The following is an 18,216-nucleotide window of genomic DNA, read 5'->3' on the forward strand; positions in this document are numbered from 1 at the left end:
AGTCGGCATAATGAAGCACGCAAAAAAAATTTTGGGTTTGATAGGACATCAAGTCGGTTACTCACTGTCTCCATTTTTGCACAACATAGCGTTCGAACACTTAGGCCTGCCTTACTTCTACACGCTGTTTGAAGTCTATCCGCCTGAACGGCTAACTGCAGCATTAGATGGTGCAAAAGCACTAGGGTTTTTAGGCTTCAATATAACGATTCCCTACAAAGAGCGAATTGTGCCCTACCTTGATGCATTGAGCGCCGAAGCATCGGAAGTAAAAGCGGTGAATACGCTCTTGAACCAAGATGGGCAGTGGATTGGATACAATACGGATATTTTCGGCTTTGCTGAGCCACTACTGCCTTTTAAGTCGCAGGTCAATGGGAGCGAAGTGGTCGTGTTTGGAGCAGGCGGAGCAGCGCGAGCCGTGGTGCAGGCCCTGAGGCAATTCTTCAAACCAAAGCAAGTCTGGATTGTTGCGCGCGATGAGGCGAAAGCTGAGTTGCTGAAAGAACACTTTGAGCGGCGAAGTAAAAGTCTAAAACTGTCAGCGTGTGCCATCGACAAAGCGTCGCTCGAGTCAGTGCTGGGGACTGCGCGTCTTTTGATTAATGCGACACCTGTTGGCACCGACAGCACCGCATTACCACAGCTAAAAACAGCCCGGCTGTTTCCAGCCGAATGGAAAATTTGGTCGCCTGAAAAGATTGCTTACGACCTTGTCTATCGACCACAAATGACCCCGTTCTTGTATGAGGCACAAGCACACGGCGCCAGAATCATTTCAGGACTTGAAATGCTACTGGCACAGGGTGCAAAGTCCTTTAAGATCTGGACAGGGCAGGAGCTGCCCAGAGATGTCGTGCGTGCAGCGCTGCAGCAGCAATTGAAAGAGTCTGAGCATTGAAGAGTTAGGAAAGAAAACCAGCAGGTAATGTAGCGAGAACAAAGACGCTCAGCGATAAGAACGAGAGAACGGTGCAAAGTTTCCCAGACCTCACCCCCGATTCCAACTGAGCTGAAATCGTCTATCTTTCCTCTTGAAGGAGAGAGTGGGGGTGAGGTAACTCACCAGCATAGCAGACGCACCGTAAGCGTAGTTTCAGCACGACCTAATCACACTCAAACGATGGGAAGACCTTGACACTGGTGACCGTGCCTGTTCGGTTTGGAAGCAATAAGTTAAAGGCTTGGCTCTTACCTGCATCTACTTGACGAAGTGGTGTGCTGCGAGATGTGCCGTCACTGGTAAGGTAAGTCGTGGTGACCACTTGAATCTTGCCATTCTGGTCGTAGCCAGCCGCTACAGCAACTGGGTTCTTGCACGGTGCTTTACCAGTAGCGTTAAATGTGCCTGTAATGCGAAAGTCACTCCCTTCGCGTGCAACCTGCACATTCGTAATTGTTGCAGCAGCATTGGATTCCTTCAAGCGTAAGCCTTTTGCCGTGACTTTGCAGGAAGCAACCTTCCCCTTGATTTTGCTCGCGTCACGCACGCGCTCAAAAGGAGATGTTTCGCCGGGCGGAATGACGCCGCGAGAAGCCATTACTTGGTCAAGAGCCATTGTGCCAGCGTCCTTAGCTGTAAAGCGGTCAACGCCAATTGGCTTACCTGACTCATCGAGATACTCAATATCGATTTGCACAAAGCAAAGTGGATTGGGGTAAGTATTGCGCACCTCACCAACCACAATCAAAAAGCCTACGCCAGACTCACGCAAGCTGTATGAGACAATCTCTACAGGCACATCGGTCTGCGCCCGAAGTGGCACTGCAAAGAGCAGCGCAGCAGCAAAACGCAACATAAAAGAGAGAGCTTTCATAGTAATAAGTTAGAGTTAAGTTGACACTGTGCTTGCTTAAAAGCCAGTGCAAGGTGAGATGAGCAAGTAACCGAACTATAACCGCTGGTAGAGCAAACTGTGATAGTGCTGCTGAATTGGAGGTTGCCTATGCAGATTGGAGGCTGGATTACAGGGGCAGAGTGTATGAGTTAGATTTGCTCGCCACGATTGTAGCGCTCTCCTGCCTCTTTGTTTGGGGCTTTGCGGTCAATTGCAGGCAAAGGAATACTGCCCGGTACTCCGATGAGCGGAAAATCTTTGCGCAGAGGGTAGTATTCAAAATCCTCCGGCATATACATTCGGCGCAGGTCAGGATGCCCAGCGAAGCGCACGCCGTACATATCGTAAGTTTCACGCTCATGCCAGTTTGCAGCTGGCCAGATGCTAGTAACGCTTGGCACAACGGGGTTTTCTTCGCTGACACGCACTTTTAGGCGAATACGCCAGTGCTTATTGAGATTGGTAAGGTTATAAATCACCTCAAAGCGCTCATCGTCGGTGAAGCGGTCAGCACCACAAATGTCTGCACAGTAATTAAACCCGTGCTCTTCTTTCAGCGCGCGGCAGATGTCAACAAGGGAAGCAACTTCGACCAAGAGCGTGGTTTCGCCACGAAACTCTGTCACTTCCCTGATGGCGTGACTAAACTTAGCTTGTAGCGCCTGAAGAATGTCTTTCATCAGTGCTTAACAAGTTAGAAGAAGTTGCACTAGAAAAACTTGAAGCAAAGAGTGCTGCAAGATACGCCTATACCTAAGCGCAAGGAGTATTGCGCCGAAGATTATTTCTGCAAGACAAGCCTGTCTTGCTCAGTTTGCTGCTCAAGCGTGGCTAACCTTTCTTCCGACAAGAGGGCATCACGGAAAGAGTAACGCTGACGCTTGATTTTCTCCTGAATATCCATCAAGGCGTGTAAGACTGCATCAGGGCGAGGCGGACAGCCTGGCACATAGACATCGACAGGAATAAATTGGTCAATGCCTTGCACCACAGAATAGGAGCGAAACATACCGCCTGTGGAGCTGCAAGCGCCCATTGCAATACACCACTTAGGTTCAGGCATCTGGTCCCAGATTTTCTTGACCACATGTGCCATCTTGTAAGTTACGGTGCCGGCAACAATCATCAGGTCGCTCTGGCGTGGCGACATACGAAACACCTCTGAGCCAAAGCGTGCGACATCGTATTTTGGGCCAGCCATAGCCATCATTTCAATCGCACAGCAAGAAAGTCCCATTGGCATTGGCCAGAGCGCGTTGGAGCGAGCCCAGTTGGTTATCGCATCTAAAGTCGTGGTCAGAAACCCATCTCCAAAAGGATTATTCGGCGTCATAGCTCTCACCAGATTGATTTGTCAACAAGATTATGCTTGAGAAACACTCAGTAACCGTTTGCCGTTTTAGTCCCACTCCAGAGCACCTTTTTTCAAAATGTAGAGATAGCCAGCCAGAAGCAACAGCACAAAAGTGAGCATCGGTAAAAAGCCCGAAAGCCCAAGCTCGCGAAAACTCGTTGCCCATGGATACATGAAGACCACTTCAATGTCGAAGATGATGAAGAGCATTGCCACAAGGTAATACTTAACGGAAATGCGCTGCTTGCCTGTGCCAACTGGCTCCATTCCTGATTCATATGTGGTAAGCTTTTGCGGAGTTTTGCGCTTGGGGCCAATCACCACGCCTAGTGCGGAGAAGGCAATGCCTGCTGCAACCGCAAGGCTAATCATCACAAAGATGGGTAAGTAGGACTCCAGCATAATAGCTCCACACTGAGTAAACACAAAGGTAAAACACCAGCCACAAGAAACAAAAGGCACTGAGCCGCAATTGCGGTTTCGATTTCTGCGCTAATTAGCCAACGCCTGTTCAATCGCTTGTTTTAGTTGTGCGGATTCAGGCGAGACGCTGCTCTCGAAACGAGCCAAGATACTTCCATCACGACCTAATAGGAACTTCTCAAAATTCCACTTAATTCTGCCCGGTGGATTGGCGTTTTCTGTTAGCCACCGGTAGAAGGGATGTGCATTGGGGCCGTTTACCTCAGTTTTCTCCATCATGTCGAACTGCACGCCATAGTTCGTCGTGCAGAAGCGCAAAATTTCTTCATTGGTGCCCGGCTCCTGTGCACCGAACTGATTGCACGGGAAGCCAACCACACTCAGTCCTCTGGGCGAATAGGTCTCGTGCAATTTTTCCAAACCACGATACTGCGGCGTATAGCCACACTTTGAGGCTACATTCACGACCAGCATCACTCTGCCTTTGTAGTCAGAGAATGTTTTGGTTTCACCAGTGATGGTTTTGAATGTGAAATCAAGCATAATTGGAGTGTCCGATTTTTTGAGAAGGATAAGCGCTACACCTTTAAACAGTGAGCGCCACTATTTCATTTCATCATAGCTTGACGCACAGTGGGGAGAAATGCAAAAGTCCCGCCGAAGCGGGACTTTAAATAAACACCCCAAAGCCGCTTATGGAATTGGGAATGGTGAAACCTTGTTTTGCGCCAGAATAAAGTTCATATCGTGCCGCACTGTAACAAGGTTTGCTGCAGCATCAATCGTGAAGGCATCTAACTCGGTGCCCGGCGGAATGTAGTCGGGCACGACAACCCTTGTGCCCGGACTGCCAGCAGGCATATTCGGATTACCTTCAATCTGGCGCTGCATGACAGGCAGGCGAATGCCTAAGTCGCTCATTCGTCGGCCTTCGAGGAAGAAAATTTCCTGACGCAGAAGATATAGCATACGGAGATGTGCCCGCACATCATTAGGCGGAAGGGCATCAATATCAGCGTTGCGAATGCTGGTGCGTGAGAGATTATAAATAGGCACAAGGCTGCCGTTACGGCGCAGAATGAGACCAGCGCGAGCGGTGGTATCTCCGCGCGTGGGGTCGCCTGTGGCACGTACGCGAAAGGCTGGGTTACTTGGTCGCCCTCGACGACGACGGTCAGGGTCGCTAATGAGCGTATCACCAGTGGCACGATTTCGCACAGGCGGTCGGCTAAGTGCAAGCGCAATAGCCGCCTTCATTTGATTTCGCGCTTCGGCAAGGTTGTTGTCCGAAATCGCAATCTCTGCCAAAATGAGTGGCGCTTCTTCAGGCTTCAGGGCTTGCAGCGGTGTATCGCGATAAGGGTATTTGGGATCAAGGAAATCCAACCGTGGCAAAGGCTGCATATCTTCTGAGGTGCGCAAGAAAACATATGCTTGTACGTCGTTATCTAGAATGCCTTCCGTGAAAGAAGCTGTCAGAATACCACTGGTATTGGTAGGCGAGAGGTCGACGGCTTGAGCGTTTGCACGGGCTTGAGCTTTGTCGCCTTTTAAGCGAAAGGCACGCGCAAGTGCAATGCGAACTTGCTGTTCCCGTGCAGGAGCAAGAGCACGCACAGCATTAAACTCAACGATAGCTGAATCAATTGCCACGCTAGCTGGTACAGGTCGCCCTAGCTCAGTGAGTGGGAAATGCGTAAAGTTCTCTGCTAGCATCAGAAGTGCCATTCCCCTATACATTCGAATCTCAGCAACTTGTGCAGGCGTTGCGTCTGGATCGCGCGGCACAAGTTCCTTTAAGCCAAAGTCAGCAAGTGCTTTGAGCCGCTGTAAGTTGAAGTAGCACCCTGTTGAGCCAGTGGTGTTAATGGTTAAGTCCAGCGGTGTAATTGAGCGCGGATCATCAATAAGCGGTGAGAGCGTAACGAACACATGGTCGACATTGTCGGAGACAATATCCGTTGTAATAATCGTTGCGCCTAAGGCAAAGGCAAATTGACGGCGCAGGCCGTTGATTAGCGTGGTCGTTGCGCCCTTCGGATTCGAGAGCAGCGATTCCTCAGTAACCGATGGGTTCTGAACCCCTGTAGGGTCTAAGTAACAACTACTGAGCGCAAGGCTCAGCATCAGCAGCAGAGTAATGACTTTTAAGCGAGTCTGAGTCATTGTTAATTCCTTAAACTTTTTGGTTGTGGTGAGTTTGCGAAGCATTATGGTGTAATTTCAATGCCGAAACGGTATTGAATCGGCGGCGAGACAGCCAAATTGGCTACACCCCCTAAATCCACTTGGCGACCAGAGCGAACTGTGCCAAGTTCAGGATCTACACCTGTAGCGCGCGTGCCGAATACAAATGGGTTACGCACATTGAAACTCAAAACCACACTGCTGAGAAGGTTACCAATAAGACTTTGCGGCACGCGATAGCGTGCAGAGATTTCACGAATTTTAATCCAGTCGGCGGGCTGCACCAGTAAAATGCTGGCATTATCCGTCACATAGTTGTCATTTGGCAGCTTGCCGTTCTCGTAGTTGCGACGTGAAATTTCAGCTCGCTGTTGCGGTGTGGCATTGCTGGGAATAGGCTCGCCAATCAGGTCTCTGTAACCTTGATAGAAGCGGGTGTCTAAGGCTTGATTGAGCGTGTAGTGCCCAGCCGCAAACTCGCCAAAGAGCGAAACGGTGAGATCTTTGAAGATGGTAAAGTCAACGCCAAACGAGCCAAATACTGTCGGAGTAGGTGAGCCGTAAAGTTCAGTTGTAAAATCGCCTGTGTATTGCCCATCTGCGTCGGGTTTGGGCACCGTAACTTGATAGACGCCGAGCGGATAACCTTCTTCGGCACGCATCGGGAGAAAAGCAAAACCACCAATTGTGAAAGGTGCAGAGCCACCCAAACTCACCAAGAGATTATCAACCGTCGAGACGGCACCGCGCACGGCAATATCCAATGTCGGTGATTGATAGACGGCTGCACGCACCGAGAGTTCAATACCACGATTGCGGATTTGCCCGACATTTTGCAACTGCGTAATGCGCCCACCTGACGGATCTTGCGGAAAATCAAAGAGCGCTGCGTCAGTGGTTTGCGTGTAGTAGCTAAACTCAACAGCGATGCGGTCGTTCCAAAAGCCAGCATCAAAGCCGAAGTCAATGCTGGTTGTAATTTCAGGACCCAAGTTGCGATTGCCCGGATTGCCGAAGTTAATGCCAGCCGTGGTGGCAGTGTTGCGGGCCACAGTAAAGGTGCGGTCACGGGCAAAAGGTGTAGGGAAAAAGCCAGTGCGCCCATATGAGGCGCGCAACTTCAAGCTAGAAAGAATGTCCTTAATACCAGCAGGGAAAAAGGCTTCATCGCCAATGTTGTAGGCAATGCCGGCAGTAGGATAAAACTGCGTGCCCACATCAGCACCGAAAGTGGTGTTAATATCGACGCGCATTGCCAGATTGATAAAGAGATTATCAGCGATGCCAATTTGGTCTTGCAGGTATAGGCCACCGTTGAAGAGAGCTTGATTGCTTTCGCGTGAGTTGATAATCGCTGCGTTGTCAAAATCATCTGTGCCTGCCGCAATGTTTTGCCCATCGGCATCGAACTCTCGGTCTTCGACGCGAAAGCCGCGTGCGCCGAAAGACAGCGTTTGCGAGACGATACCAAGGTCAGGCAGCTTGAGCGTGCCAGCATATTCAATCGTCAAGGTTAGATAGTCGCGCTCGGAGCGTGAAAGTGAGCTGGGTGGCGAAATAATCCCTGAGGCAATTGCTGCAACTGGATACAGAATGCGCTGTTCATTTTTGCGATAATCCACGCCGACACGGAAAGTATTTGTCCACTCTTTGATGGGGGTTACACCAAAGGTGAGACCACTGGTAAAGCGATTGACCGTCTCACGCATATCTGGCAAAAGCAAAAACTGCAAAATGCTATCGCGGTTTTGCGTAAAGCCCGCACCTGCCACATAATTGCCCGGCGCAAAAAACGAACCTGCTTCCATCGCAGAGAGCGGTGACGCATCGTAGGCATTATTGAGCAAAGCACGCCCAAACTGATTGCGTGTGTAGGTCGCAAAGAACTCCATTTCGCTCTTAGGCGAAAGAATGGCACGAAGACTGCCTGTAAAGTTGTAGAGCGTGTTGGAGAGTTCATCGCCTTTGAAGACACCGGGCGTATGCTGCACGCTGCCTGAAGCGTTGTAGGTTAAGGCTTCGCTGCCACCTGTAATGTTCAGTGCTTGACGGTTAAAAAACGCAGGTCGGTAGAGCGTAGTGCGCGTAGCTTCCTCAAAAGTAAAACGCGTTTCAGGCATATCGACCCCGTTGATAGTGGTGAAGCGCACTTTTGCTTCTCCGGGTCTGCCTTTCTTGGTGAAGATTTGAATGACACCGTTAGCGGCCTCTGAGCCATAGAGCGTGGAGGCTGCACCACCTTTGATGACTTCGACGCGCTCAATATCGCCTACAACAATATCGGCTAATGCAGATGAGACGGCGCCCCCTGTGCCGTTTGCTAGGCGAAAGTTGTCTCCATTGTCGACGCGAATGCCGTCAATGTAAATCACAGGGGTCGTGTTGGAGAGGGCGCTTTTGATGCCACGCGTTTGAATGCGTGCACCTGTGCCCGGCAACCCTTGTGCATTGAACGAAGAAAGCCCAGGCACTTGCCCTTGAAGAAGCTGGTCAATAGATTGCGCCGATGTGCGTTCAATATCTTTTGAAGAAATGGTTTCGACTGGAGCGGGTAGTTGCCGTTTAGAAGTGACCGTGCCTTGTCCAGTAACAACTAATTCATCAGCTTGCACGCTGCTCTGCACAAGGCTGAAGGCAACTTCAACTGTAGTGCCTGCCCTGACCGTAACTTGTTTGGTTTGAGGTTTGTAGCCGACGTAGCGCGCTACGACATTATATGTGCCAACGGGCACTTTGCGAATGATGAATTCGCCATTCACATTTGTGGTGGTGCCAAGTTTCAAGTCAGGGATAAAAACGCTGGCGCCAATAATCGGGGAGCTATCTGCTGCATCAGTAACGACACCACGAATATCTCCTGTCTCTTGCGCTTGAAGATTGGTAACAATAAGTGTGGTCAGCAGAACATAGAGCCAGTACAGGGTAAGTCGCCTGTAGCGAGGTTTCATTCTGTCCTCCTTGTTGTTGTGTTAGTGATAGAGATTTGCTGCTTAGACGCAGCTTAATTGAAAGATATTAAATCTCTAAGCCAATTCTAAGAGAAGCAATTGTGGTCAAATCAGGTGAAAAGTGTGGCTAAATCGGCGTGAGAGGTGAGTGAGCACCGAAGTTTGGAGCAGCAGGATGCCATACTTTTGCCTAAGCACAAAAATCCTTACTTTCGCCCAGAAAAGCTCGACAACAAAACAACACTCAAAATGCCTTCAACACAAGCTGCGACTACAGCGCCTCTTGTTAGCACAAGTGCCGACACAGCATTTTTCGGACACCCGCGTGGGCTTTCGACACTCTTCTTTACTGAGATGTGGGAGCGCTTTAGCTACTACGGAATGCGAGCATTGCTCATTCTCTTCATGACAGCACCAGTAGCGTCAGGTGGACTAGGTTTCGATGCTCGCAATGCGGGTGCAATTTATTCTATCTATACTGCCTTCGTCTATTTGCTCTCATTGCCCGGCGGTTGGGTTGCGGACAAGTTCTTAGGGTTGCGCCGCTCAGTGTTCATTGGGGGCGTCATCATTATGTGTGGGCATATCTCCTTAGCGATTCCAAGCGTTGTGAGCTTCTATGTGGGGTTAGTGCTAGTGGTGCTGGGCACAGGCTTGCTTAAGCCGAACATTAGTGCACTGGTCGGTCAGCTTTATGCGCCTGAAGATGCGCGCCGTGATGCAGGATTTTCGATTTACTATATGGGTATCAATCTTGGGGCGTTTGCCGCACCACTGGTGTGTGGCACGCTGGCGCAGTCAGAGCAATTTAAGTCATTGCTAACAGGCTGGGGAATTGACCCTAATTCAAGCTGGCATTGGGGTTTCGGAGCCGCAGCCGTTGGAATGTTCCTAGGACTGGTGCAGTTTGTGCTGACAGGTCATTTTCTTGGCAATGCAGGCGCGCCACCGCCACGCACGCAGGGAGACGGTGGAGCACAGCAACCACAAAAGCAACTTCTCTTTGGTATCGGTGGCACCCTGATACTGCTGGCTTTGGGCATAGTAGTGTTTGGCACAGGAATGTTGGACTTTAATGCGGATAATCTCAGCCTTATTATCGGTGTAGGATATGTCGTTGTAACGATGGGTTACTTTGCGGCCCTGTTTGCGCAGGAATGGACACCTGTCGAGCGCAATCGCCTCATTGTAGTTGGAGTGTTGTTTGTTTGTGCAGCAATCTTCTGGTCCGCCTTTGAGCAAGCTGGTTCAAGCCTCAATCTTTTTGCTGACCGCTACACGCGCAATACACTCTTTGGCTTCAATTTCCCATCTTCCTATTTCCAATCACTGAACTCACTGTTTGTAATCGTGCTGGCGCCGCTGTTTGCGTGGCTCTGGATTTGGCTAGCAAAGCGGAATTTGGAGCCTTCAAGCCCTGTTAAGTTTGCACTGGGCTTGCTGGGAGCAGGTATTGGTTTTGTGATTTTGGTGCCGCCGGCCCTCACCTTAGCCAGTGCGCCTGAAGGAATGCGTGTCAGCCCGATGTGGCTGGTGATGGTCTACCTAATTCACACTATTGCAGAGCTGTGTCTCAGTCCAGTTGGGCTTTCCACTGTAACCAAATTAGCACCTGAGCGCGTGGCAGGACAAATGATGGGCGTCTGGTTTCTTGGGGCATCGGTCGGTAACTTTGCCGGTGGGCAAATAGCCAGTCTCTTTGAAACTTTCCCGCTACCGCAGCTTTTCTTATCGGTCTTTGCAACCGCTGGTATCTCGTCGCTCATTCTCTTTTTGCTAGTAAAACCAATTCGTAACTTGATGGGCGGCGTAAAGTGAAAACCTCTTCGCCTATGAGCAAAATTGGTGTCATAATTCGCAAAGAATACTTGGAGCGCGTGCGGAGTAAAGGTTTTATCCTTGCAACCGTGCTCATTCCAGTCTTGATGTCAAGTTTTATTGTTGTGCCGCTGGTGCTGCGACTGCTAAGCGATAAATCTGGCACGCATCTTATTCTTTTAGACAAAACAGGCAGGCTGGAGCAGCCCCTTCGGCAAATTCTCGAGCAGGAAAAAAGTATGCGCATTACAGTAGCGCGTGCGGCAGATGAAAAAGAAATTTATCTAAGAGAGCAAGAGCTTGCAAGCAAAGAAGCGCCACCAAGCGGCATACTCACGCTACAGATAGATTCTTCGGGAAAAGTGCTGGCAACTTATCGAGGCAAAAGCGTAACGGACTTCGATTTGATGGAGCGCTTGGAGAACAGCGTTAAGATGGCAGTAAGGCGTCTCAGCCTGAAAGAAAAAGGGTTCTCGGACGATGAAATTGCAAGGTTGGAGCAACCTGTGATTTTCCGTGCGCAGCGCAGCAGTGAGAAAAGCGAAGACTCGGGCATTGGCAGTTTTCTTGTGAGCTACATAATGTCGTTGCTCATTTATGCGACCTTGTTAGGCTATGGGGCAGTTATTTCATCGGCGGTAATTGATGAAAAAGCAAGCAAGGTGATGGAAGTGCTAATTTCTTCTGTCAAGCCAATTGACCTGATGATTGGCAAAATCGTAGGAGTAGGGCTAGTGGCGCTGACGCAATACAGTATCTGGATTGTGGTCGCCTTAGCGCTCTCGGGACTATCGCTAAGGTTGGGCGCGTCTGCTGCGCCACCAATTAATTTCACTCTCTCGCCTGAGCTGCTGCTGTATTTTGTGCTATACTTTGTGCTAGGTTATCTGATATACGCTACACTCTATGCCGCAACAGGCTCTGCATTTGAGAGCACGCAGGACGCACAAGCGTTGCAGACGCCGATTACTCTGTTAGCAATTATTCCGATGCTGGTAATTCAGTCGGTAATCTCAAAGCCAGACTCGGCAACGGCGGTCATTTTATCGCTCATTCCGTTCTTTGCGCCGATTCTGATGATTGCGCGGCTAAGCGTAACCGATGTGCCCCTGTGGCAAGTGCTACTGAGTTTCGTGCTGATGGGAGCAACATTCTATGCAGCGGTGTGGATTGCAGCAAAAATTTATCGAGTCGGGGTGTTGATGTATGGCAAAAAGCCCTCTCTAAATGAGATTGCTAAGTGGCTGCGCTACTCTTGACGGAGCTACCCTAAGAACACGCGCACAGTGTTGATAATGTAGGACAGGGCTTGCTCGACTGCCTCAGTGCGCTCGTGCCGAACAATAATGAAGCCTTCACCCTCATATGTGCCAGTTGGCGGCATGTTAAATTGTGGTATGGACATATCAGTAACCATTGTGCCGAGTTCTCTTTGCACATCGTCAAGACCGATGACTTGCTTGACCGTGCCACTGCCCTGTCCTCTGAGGAAAGCAACACCGCTGGCATAGCGTTGCTTTGGCACATTAAATTCTCCGTAAATCATAAGGCGAACCCACTCTGCGTAAAGATTGGCACTGTGTGAGCGAGAGTGCAGCGTCAGAATTTGTGCGCCCGGAGGTCTGGCACCAACTTCTGAAATTGCAAGGCTACCGTCTGGTCGGCGAAACCACTCCAAGTGTGAAATGCCCGTATCTAAGCCAAGTGCTTTCAGGGCTGCAGCACCAGCAGCACGAATATCGGCATAACGCTCGCTTTCAGCTTCACGAGGAGACAGAATTCGCCATTGAATCCACTGATTTTGCATTGCCTCTAAGGCACTGGGCAAATAGCGCGTAACCGATTGCCAAACAGCTTTACCGTTTTGCATCACGGTCTCCAGCGAATGCTCTTCACCTGTGAGAAATTCTTCTGCAATCACTTCGTTTTGCTCAGAAGGATTCAGTTGCCAAAGTGCTTGCTGCAGTGCATGGAAGCTATCTACGCGAAAGGTGGAAGCAGACCCTGCACCGTAAGTGGGCTTGAGAATAATGGGAAATCCAACCTGCTCAATGAACTGGTGGGCGTCGCTGTGACGACGAATGCGCTGAAACCTTGCACAGGGAATTTGATGCGCTTGGAAAAGCGCCTTCATTTTGGCTTTGTTGCGAAAGTTGTGAGCTACGGCAGGGCGAAGCCCGGGCAAGTCGAAGTGCTCTCGGATCTGTGCAATAGGCTCTTGAACGTGTTCATTGGAAGAAAAAATGCAGTCTATACGCCCGAAATAATCTCGGAGTTTCGAGGCAGCGTAGAGCAGTTCATCGGCATCAGCCTGCAGGTGGGTTTGCCAATGCCCCGCAATTCGGGCTCGAATCGCCTCTGGCAAGCGTTCCTGCGGAAAAGCACTAATTACACCCAAAGTGACATCAGGCAAACTGGCAAGTGCTTCCAGCGATGCCAGTGCTCCAGCATTACAAAGCGGCGCAACAAATACTACCACAGGCATATTTTCAAGAAAGACCTTTCCTTTGTTGTTACAACAACTGTTGGTGCAAGTTATACACGAAGTGCATACGGTCAAAGTATAGGGTAATGCAGTGCTTTGCAAAAATGGTGAGTGTGAAGGTATCCGCACTCTACCTTTCTTTTAGCAAGAGAAAGCAGTGGTGCACTGCAAAGCGGTAGGGCAGGGGTAAGCGCACATTTATACTGTTGCGAATGGAAGGCGTATCTTCACGCTTTCGCAATACTGGTTTGTGCGTTGGTCGGCGCAAGGTGTTCTTCGCTATATTTACAGCACGCCAACATTACTTTGCCAAATGACACGCCTTGCAATCTTGCTACTAAATCTGCTCATTTTCTTTGTGCTCATTGGCTATGTGCTAAATCCGCTACTGCAGACGCTAAACAGCGGGTTTTATGACGCACAGGGTCAGTACACCTTCCAGAACTACGTGTCGCTTGTAGAGCGCCCTGAACGCCTGCGTGCATTTGCAAATACAATCTTGCTTTCTCTACTCACTGTGTTAGGAGCAGGACTGTTCGGCACCACCTTGGCATACACATTTTGGCGGTTTGATGTTCCGCTCAGAGGGTTGCTGTCACGCCTTGTGCTCTTGCCGCTGGGCTTACCGCCACTGGTGGGCGTTTTTTCGTTTCAGTTTCTCTACGGCGAATCTGGAGTGTTGTCGCGCTTGTTGCAGGGGCTCTTCAAACTGCCAGCGCCACCTTTTTCATTTGAGGGGTTATGGGCAGTGTGGCTCGTGCATCTGTATTCGTTCTACGTGCAGTTTTATCTGTTTGTCAGCGCAGCACTCGCCAGAATTGATACTGCGGTGTTGGAAGCTGCAGAAAATCTGGGCGCAAGTGCATGGTCACGTGTGTGGAAAATTCTTTTGCCGCTGCTGCGACCATCGCTACTTTCTGCGGCGCTAATCGTGTTTGTGCTAAGCATGACGTCTTTTACAGCGCCGTTGCTCTTTGGCGGCAAAACGGCATTTTTGACGGTGGAAATCTTCAATCAAAAGATCTCGGGCGAATTCGGCGTTGCGAGCGCAATGACAGTAGAATTGGTCGCGCTCTCAGTTACGGCGGTGTTTTTGTTTGAAGTGTGTAATGCACAGATGCGCTTGACGGTGCGCTCAAGAGGAGCGCCACGTGAGTTACCCCTCGAGCGCTTACCGCTACCGCTTTTTCTGCTCTTTATGCTGCAAGTGCTCTTCATTGCACTGCCAATTTTTGCGCTAGTCTTGATGTCTTTTGCAAAAGACCCGCTCGCAAGCACCAGTATTCTGCCGACGCAATATAGCCTTGAGCACTACTATCGGCTGCTATCTGATGCAGCGGTATATCGTCCCTTTCTCAATAGCCTCTCAATGGCAGTTTTAGCCAGTGTGCCAAACCTTGTATTTGGATTGGTTGCAGGATTGCTGATTGCACAGCGGAGGATTTTCTTGCGTGAAGTTATGCTGGCACTGCTGCTCTTGCCCTTAGCCATTCCGGGCACAGCGCTGGCTATCAATCTGATTGCAGCCTTTGCCAAGCCATCAATCTTTGCTTTTGGGACAGTGCTGGTTGGCTCTTCAATGCTATTGCCGCTTGCGTATTTTATTCGACACTTGCCATACATCACGCGCAGCGTTGCAGCAACGCTGGAAACCTTCGACTACCAGCTGGTGGAAGCAGCGGCTACGCTGGGCTCGCCCTACCTACGGATTATCGGACGAGTCATTGCGCCACTCATTTTGTCCTCACTAGCGTCAGGTTTTCTATTTACTTTCATCGGTGCGATAAGCGAATTTCCGTGTTCAATTTTGCTCTACACGCCCGACAATCTGCCAATTGCCGTAGATATTTTTTCTCAGCTTCGAATAGGGAGTTTTGGATTGGCTGCTGCAGAGGGGGTATTGCTCATCACGCTTATCTTTGCGCTAACTTGGGCGTTCAATAGACTGTTTCAAACACGTGCAGCAGAGACGCCACTTCAACTCTAAATGCAGTGCGATTAGCCAATTAAGGCGCTATGAAAAAACTTCTCGAGGCAATCCTGCTTGATTTCAAAGAATACTTACTGCTGGCTGGCTTCTGCTTGCTGTCTCTGGCGCTCATGGCCAATACGGAAACACCTGCTTTGCGTCTAATTCGTGCTTCGGGTCTGGAACTTTATGCCACCATAGAACGCATGCTGGGACTGTTGCCACAATACTTCGGTCTGGCGCAGAAAAATGCACAGCTGCAGCGACGCAACACCGAACTGTTGGCAGAGCTTTCACTGCTGCGCACGGCTCAAATTGAAAATCAAGAGCTGCGTGCGCTACTGAACTACAAGCAGCACACCGCATACCCATTGAAGCTAGCGCAAATCGTTGACCGCACATTTTCACACGAGCGCAATCTCTTCACTATTAACTTGGGCAGTAATGATAGCGTTGAGGTCAATATGCCAGTGGTAACCGATGAAGGGTTAGTTGGGCGAGTGGTGCTGGTCTCACCAAATTATGCCATCGTGCAGCCAATTATCAACCGTGATTTCAAGGTGGGCGTGGTGTTGGAAAAGCATCGTGCTGCAGGAGTGTTGTCGTGGATTCCATCGGAACACTTGGCAGCCGTAGAGCATGTGCTACTGAGCAACTCGGTGGAAGTAGGTGAACGCGTGCTGACCGCGCATTTTAGCTCTTTTGCCGTGCCGAACATTCCAGTTGGAACAATTGTGGCAGTGGATAAGACCGCCTCACAGCTCTTCTACACAATTCGTGTTGAACCGTCGGTAGATTTCGGCACGCTGGAACACGTCTTTGTGATGATGCGCCCACCTGATAAGGAGCTGGAAGCGGTGCAGCGGCGATACAGAGAACTGCAATAACTTTTCGGGAGCAGAGCTTTGCTACGGCGCATCATCTTCTACCTTGGAGTGGCGTTTTTATTAGGATTTGCGCAAAAGTTTCTTTTGGATCGGCTAATACTCTACGGTGCAGTGCCAGATATCGTGCTAATCTGGCTAGTGTTTATCGCACGCCGTGAGGGGCAAAGTTTGGGCACAACACTGGGCTTTTTCATCGGGCTAATGATGGACTTGCTGCACAGCACATTAGGCATTGATGCATTTGCTAAGACAATTGCAGGTTTCGCTGCGGGCTTTTTTCGTGAGCGCGAGGGAGCGCTGGGACAGCAGGAATTTTTTACGGCAGTAGCATTAGCCAGCTTTGTGAGCACGGTAGCGTTTTACCTTGTCAGCTTCGGCATTGCAATGGTGTGGTGGAAGTATGTGCTGGCAGCGGTAGTGAGTGTGTGTTACAACTTGTTGCTGGGATATGTAACGCAAACCTTGATACTTTACCGGCTCTAAAAAAGTCAATAATGCAAGACAAGTCGATTTCGCCACTGATTTATGGCGCATTAAGCCTCATTTTTGCAGTGTTGGTTGGAAGGCTGTTTTACTTGCAGGTTATCTCGTCGCAAGCGCTAGGTCAAATTTCTTCGCAAAATAGCGTACGCAAAATTCCCGTTGATGCATCACGCGGCACGATTTACGACCGCAATGGGATTCCTATCGTGGAAAACCAGCCCCAGTATTCGGTGCAAATTGTGCCAGCCGAATTTGACAAGACCAAACTTCCTGAGGTGGCAGCGCTGCTCGGAGTGAGCGAGCAGTTCCTTGCAGACAAAATCAAAGAAGCAGAGAGTTATAGTCGATATGCGCCCTCTCGCATTTTACGCGACATTAGCTTTCCAGCCTTTTGCCGCTTGCAAGAGCATCTCTGGCGATTGCCGGGCATTGATGTCGTAATGGAAAACAAGCGTAAGTATCCACGCAAAGATTTCAGTGCCTCGCATATCTTAGGCTACACAAAGTTTATCTCAAAGCAGATGCTGGAGAAATTGCCGAAAGACATCTATGCACGTGACGACATTATCGGCTATGCTGGGCTGGAAAAAACATATGAAGAATACCTACGTGGTCAGCGTGGCTACAAGCTGATGATTGTGAATTCATTAGGCAAGCAAATTGCCGAGTATGAAGGCGGGGCTCAGCATGTTCCTGCCCAGCGAGGCAGCGATTTGTTTCTGACCTTGGATGCATCGCTGCAGGCAGTGGCAGAAAGTTTGCTGACAGCTACAGGGAAGTCTGGCTCTATCGTAGCCCTGAATCCCCAGAATGGGGAGGTGCTGGCTATGGTCAGCAAACCAGATTATGACCCTGCGCTGCTGGAAGGCTCGACCGACGCTGCAACTTGGAATGCATTAGTCAAAGACCCCAAAAATCCGCTCTTTAATCGCACGACTCAAACGCGCTATCCGCCGGGTTCAACCTTCAAGATGATTTGTGCAATTGCTGCGCTGGAAGAAAAAGTCATCACGCCCTCAACCATCTTTGGCTGCTCAGGCTACTTCAAGTTTGGCGACAAAAACTTTCTCTGCCATCGTGGCAAAGGACATGGTGGAATGGACGTTGTCCGTGCAATTCAACACTCCTGCAATAGCTACTTCTACCAACTGGTTTTGCGGGTTGGACTAGACCGCTGGGCAAAATACGCATCGCTTTTCGGGTTTGGTGAAAAGACAGGCTTAGATATTGCCGATGAACAAACGCCGCCCTTGCCCACGCGTGAGTATTTCAACAAACGCTATGGGCCTTATAAAGTCGGCTGGCACGATGGCTTTTTGGTGAATCTGGGTATTGGTCAAGGCGATATTGGTGCCACGCCGATTCAGATGGCGCGCTACGTGGCAGCACTGGCAAACTTGGGCACACTGGTGCAACCGCATCTGCTCAGAGCCTATCGTGACAAACAAACAGGGGAACTGCGCTACCCGCAATTTGAACATAAGCCCTTACCTATTTCAAAGACGACCCTCGACATTGTGCGCAATGGAATGCGGCTCTGTGTCTCAGAAGGCACAGGCAGAGCTGCCCAAGTTCCCGGTATTGAAGTAGCAGGTAAGACTGGCACAGCTCAGAACCCACACGGCGAAGACCACGCTTGGTTCATCGGCTTTGCGCCGTATGACAAGCCGACCATTGCAGTGTGTGTCTTGGTAGAAAACGCAGGGTTCGGTGGCGCGGTGGCGGCACCGATTGCAGGCAAGCTCATAGAGCATTATCTCAGGCGCATGCCTGCGCAAGACTCAACCCAAACCTTGTTGTCGCTAAGTGTGCCTTAAATGCAGC

At 50.0% G+C, this 18,216-nt stretch carries 14 protein-coding genes and 1 pseudogene; 7 read left to right on the forward strand and 8 right to left on the reverse strand.

The annotated features are described in order from the left end of the window. Nucleotides 1-10: 10 nt before the first annotated feature. A complete protein-coding gene (locus tag NZM05_02430; protein MCS7012477.1) occupies nt 11-901 on the forward strand; it encodes a shikimate dehydrogenase in 891 nt (296 codons plus the stop codon). 205 nt (nt 902-1,106) lie between these two features. Here the strand turns inward: NZM05_02430 and NZM05_02435 are convergent, their stop codons facing one another. From NZM05_02435 to NZM05_02465, 7 genes and pseudogenes are all read right to left on the reverse strand, one after another. Continuing rightward, complete coding sequence (locus NZM05_02435) at nt 1,107-1,817, reverse strand: DUF3426 domain-containing protein (GenBank protein MCS7012478.1); 711 nt, start codon at nt 1,815-1,817, stop codon at nt 1,107-1,109. 275 nt (nt 1,818-2,092) lie between these two features. After that, nucleotides 2,093-2,518 (reverse strand): annotated as a pseudogene (locus NZM05_02440) (NADH-quinone oxidoreductase subunit C). 101 nt (nt 2,519-2,619) lie between these two features. Then, nucleotides 2,620-3,171 (reverse strand): NADH-quinone oxidoreductase subunit NuoB, encoded by a 552-nt coding sequence (gene nuoB / locus NZM05_02445; GenBank protein ID MCS7012479.1) that lies wholly within the window; start codon nt 3,169-3,171, stop codon nt 2,620-2,622. Between the two features lie 66 nt (nt 3,172-3,237). Further along, complete coding sequence (gene ndhC / locus NZM05_02450) at nt 3,238-3,594, reverse strand: NADH-quinone oxidoreductase subunit A (protein MCS7012480.1); 357 nt, start codon at nt 3,592-3,594, stop codon at nt 3,238-3,240. A 90-nt stretch (nt 3,595-3,684) separates the two neighbouring features. Beyond that, nucleotides 3,685-4,158 (reverse strand): glutathione peroxidase, encoded by a 474-nt coding sequence (locus NZM05_02455; protein MCS7012481.1) that lies wholly within the window; start codon nt 4,156-4,158, stop codon nt 3,685-3,687. A 150-nt stretch (nt 4,159-4,308) separates the two neighbouring features. Beyond that, the gene (locus tag NZM05_02460) at nt 4,309-5,781 is read right to left on the reverse strand and encodes a hypothetical protein (protein MCS7012482.1); all 1,473 of its coding nucleotides are present in this window, start codon (nt 5,779-5,781) and stop codon (nt 4,309-4,311) included. 44 nt (nt 5,782-5,825) lie between these two features. Then, nucleotides 5,826-8,750 (reverse strand): TonB-dependent receptor, encoded by a 2,925-nt coding sequence (locus tag NZM05_02465; GenBank protein MCS7012483.1) that lies wholly within the window; start codon nt 8,748-8,750, stop codon nt 5,826-5,828. Between the two features lie 162 nt (nt 8,751-8,912). Between NZM05_02465 and NZM05_02470 the strand changes: the two genes are divergently transcribed. Both NZM05_02470 and NZM05_02475 read left to right on the forward strand, forming a co-directional pair. Then, entirely contained in the window at nt 8,913-10,568 is a 1,656-nt protein-coding gene (locus NZM05_02470; protein MCS7012484.1) for a peptide MFS transporter, read from the forward strand. Nucleotides 10,569-10,582: 14 nt separating this feature from the next. Beyond that, nucleotides 10,583-11,827 carry an ABC transporter permease gene (locus NZM05_02475; protein MCS7012485.1) on the forward strand — a complete coding sequence of 415 codons (1,245 nt, stop codon included), beginning with the start codon at nt 10,583-10,585 and terminating at the stop codon, nt 11,825-11,827. Nucleotides 11,828-11,832: 5 nt separating this feature from the next. Here the strand turns inward: NZM05_02475 and NZM05_02480 are convergent, their stop codons facing one another. Beyond that, entirely contained in the window at nt 11,833-13,053 is a 1,221-nt protein-coding gene (locus tag NZM05_02480; GenBank protein ID MCS7012486.1) for an ATP-grasp domain-containing protein, read from the reverse strand. Nucleotides 13,054-13,366: 313 nt separating this feature from the next. Between NZM05_02480 and NZM05_02485 the strand changes: the two genes are divergently transcribed. From NZM05_02485 to mrdA, 4 genes are read left to right on the forward strand one after another with little or no spacing between them, the layout of a single operon-like run. Beyond that, complete coding sequence (locus NZM05_02485) at nt 13,367-15,040, forward strand: ABC transporter permease subunit (GenBank protein ID MCS7012487.1); 1,674 nt, start codon at nt 13,367-13,369, stop codon at nt 15,038-15,040. Nucleotides 15,041-15,069: 29 nt separating this feature from the next. Then, entirely contained in the window at nt 15,070-15,909 is an 840-nt protein-coding gene (locus NZM05_02490) for a rod shape-determining protein MreC (GenBank protein MCS7012488.1), read from the forward strand. A gap of 18 nt (nt 15,910-15,927) precedes the next feature. Continuing rightward, nucleotides 15,928-16,392: a rod shape-determining protein MreD gene (gene mreD, locus NZM05_02495; protein ID MCS7012489.1), complete on the forward strand. Its 465-nt coding sequence runs from the start codon at nt 15,928-15,930 to the stop codon at nt 16,390-16,392. Nucleotides 16,393-16,403: 11 nt separating this feature from the next. Continuing rightward, a complete protein-coding gene (gene mrdA / locus NZM05_02500) occupies nt 16,404-18,209 on the forward strand; it encodes a penicillin-binding protein 2 (protein ID MCS7012490.1) in 1,806 nt (601 codons plus the stop codon). Nucleotides 18,210-18,216: the final 7 nt, after the last annotated feature.

The organism is Chloroherpetonaceae bacterium (assembly GCA_025056565.1).
Taxonomy (GTDB): Bacteria; Bacteroidota; Chlorobiia; order Chlorobiales; family Thermochlorobacteraceae; genus Thermochlorobacter.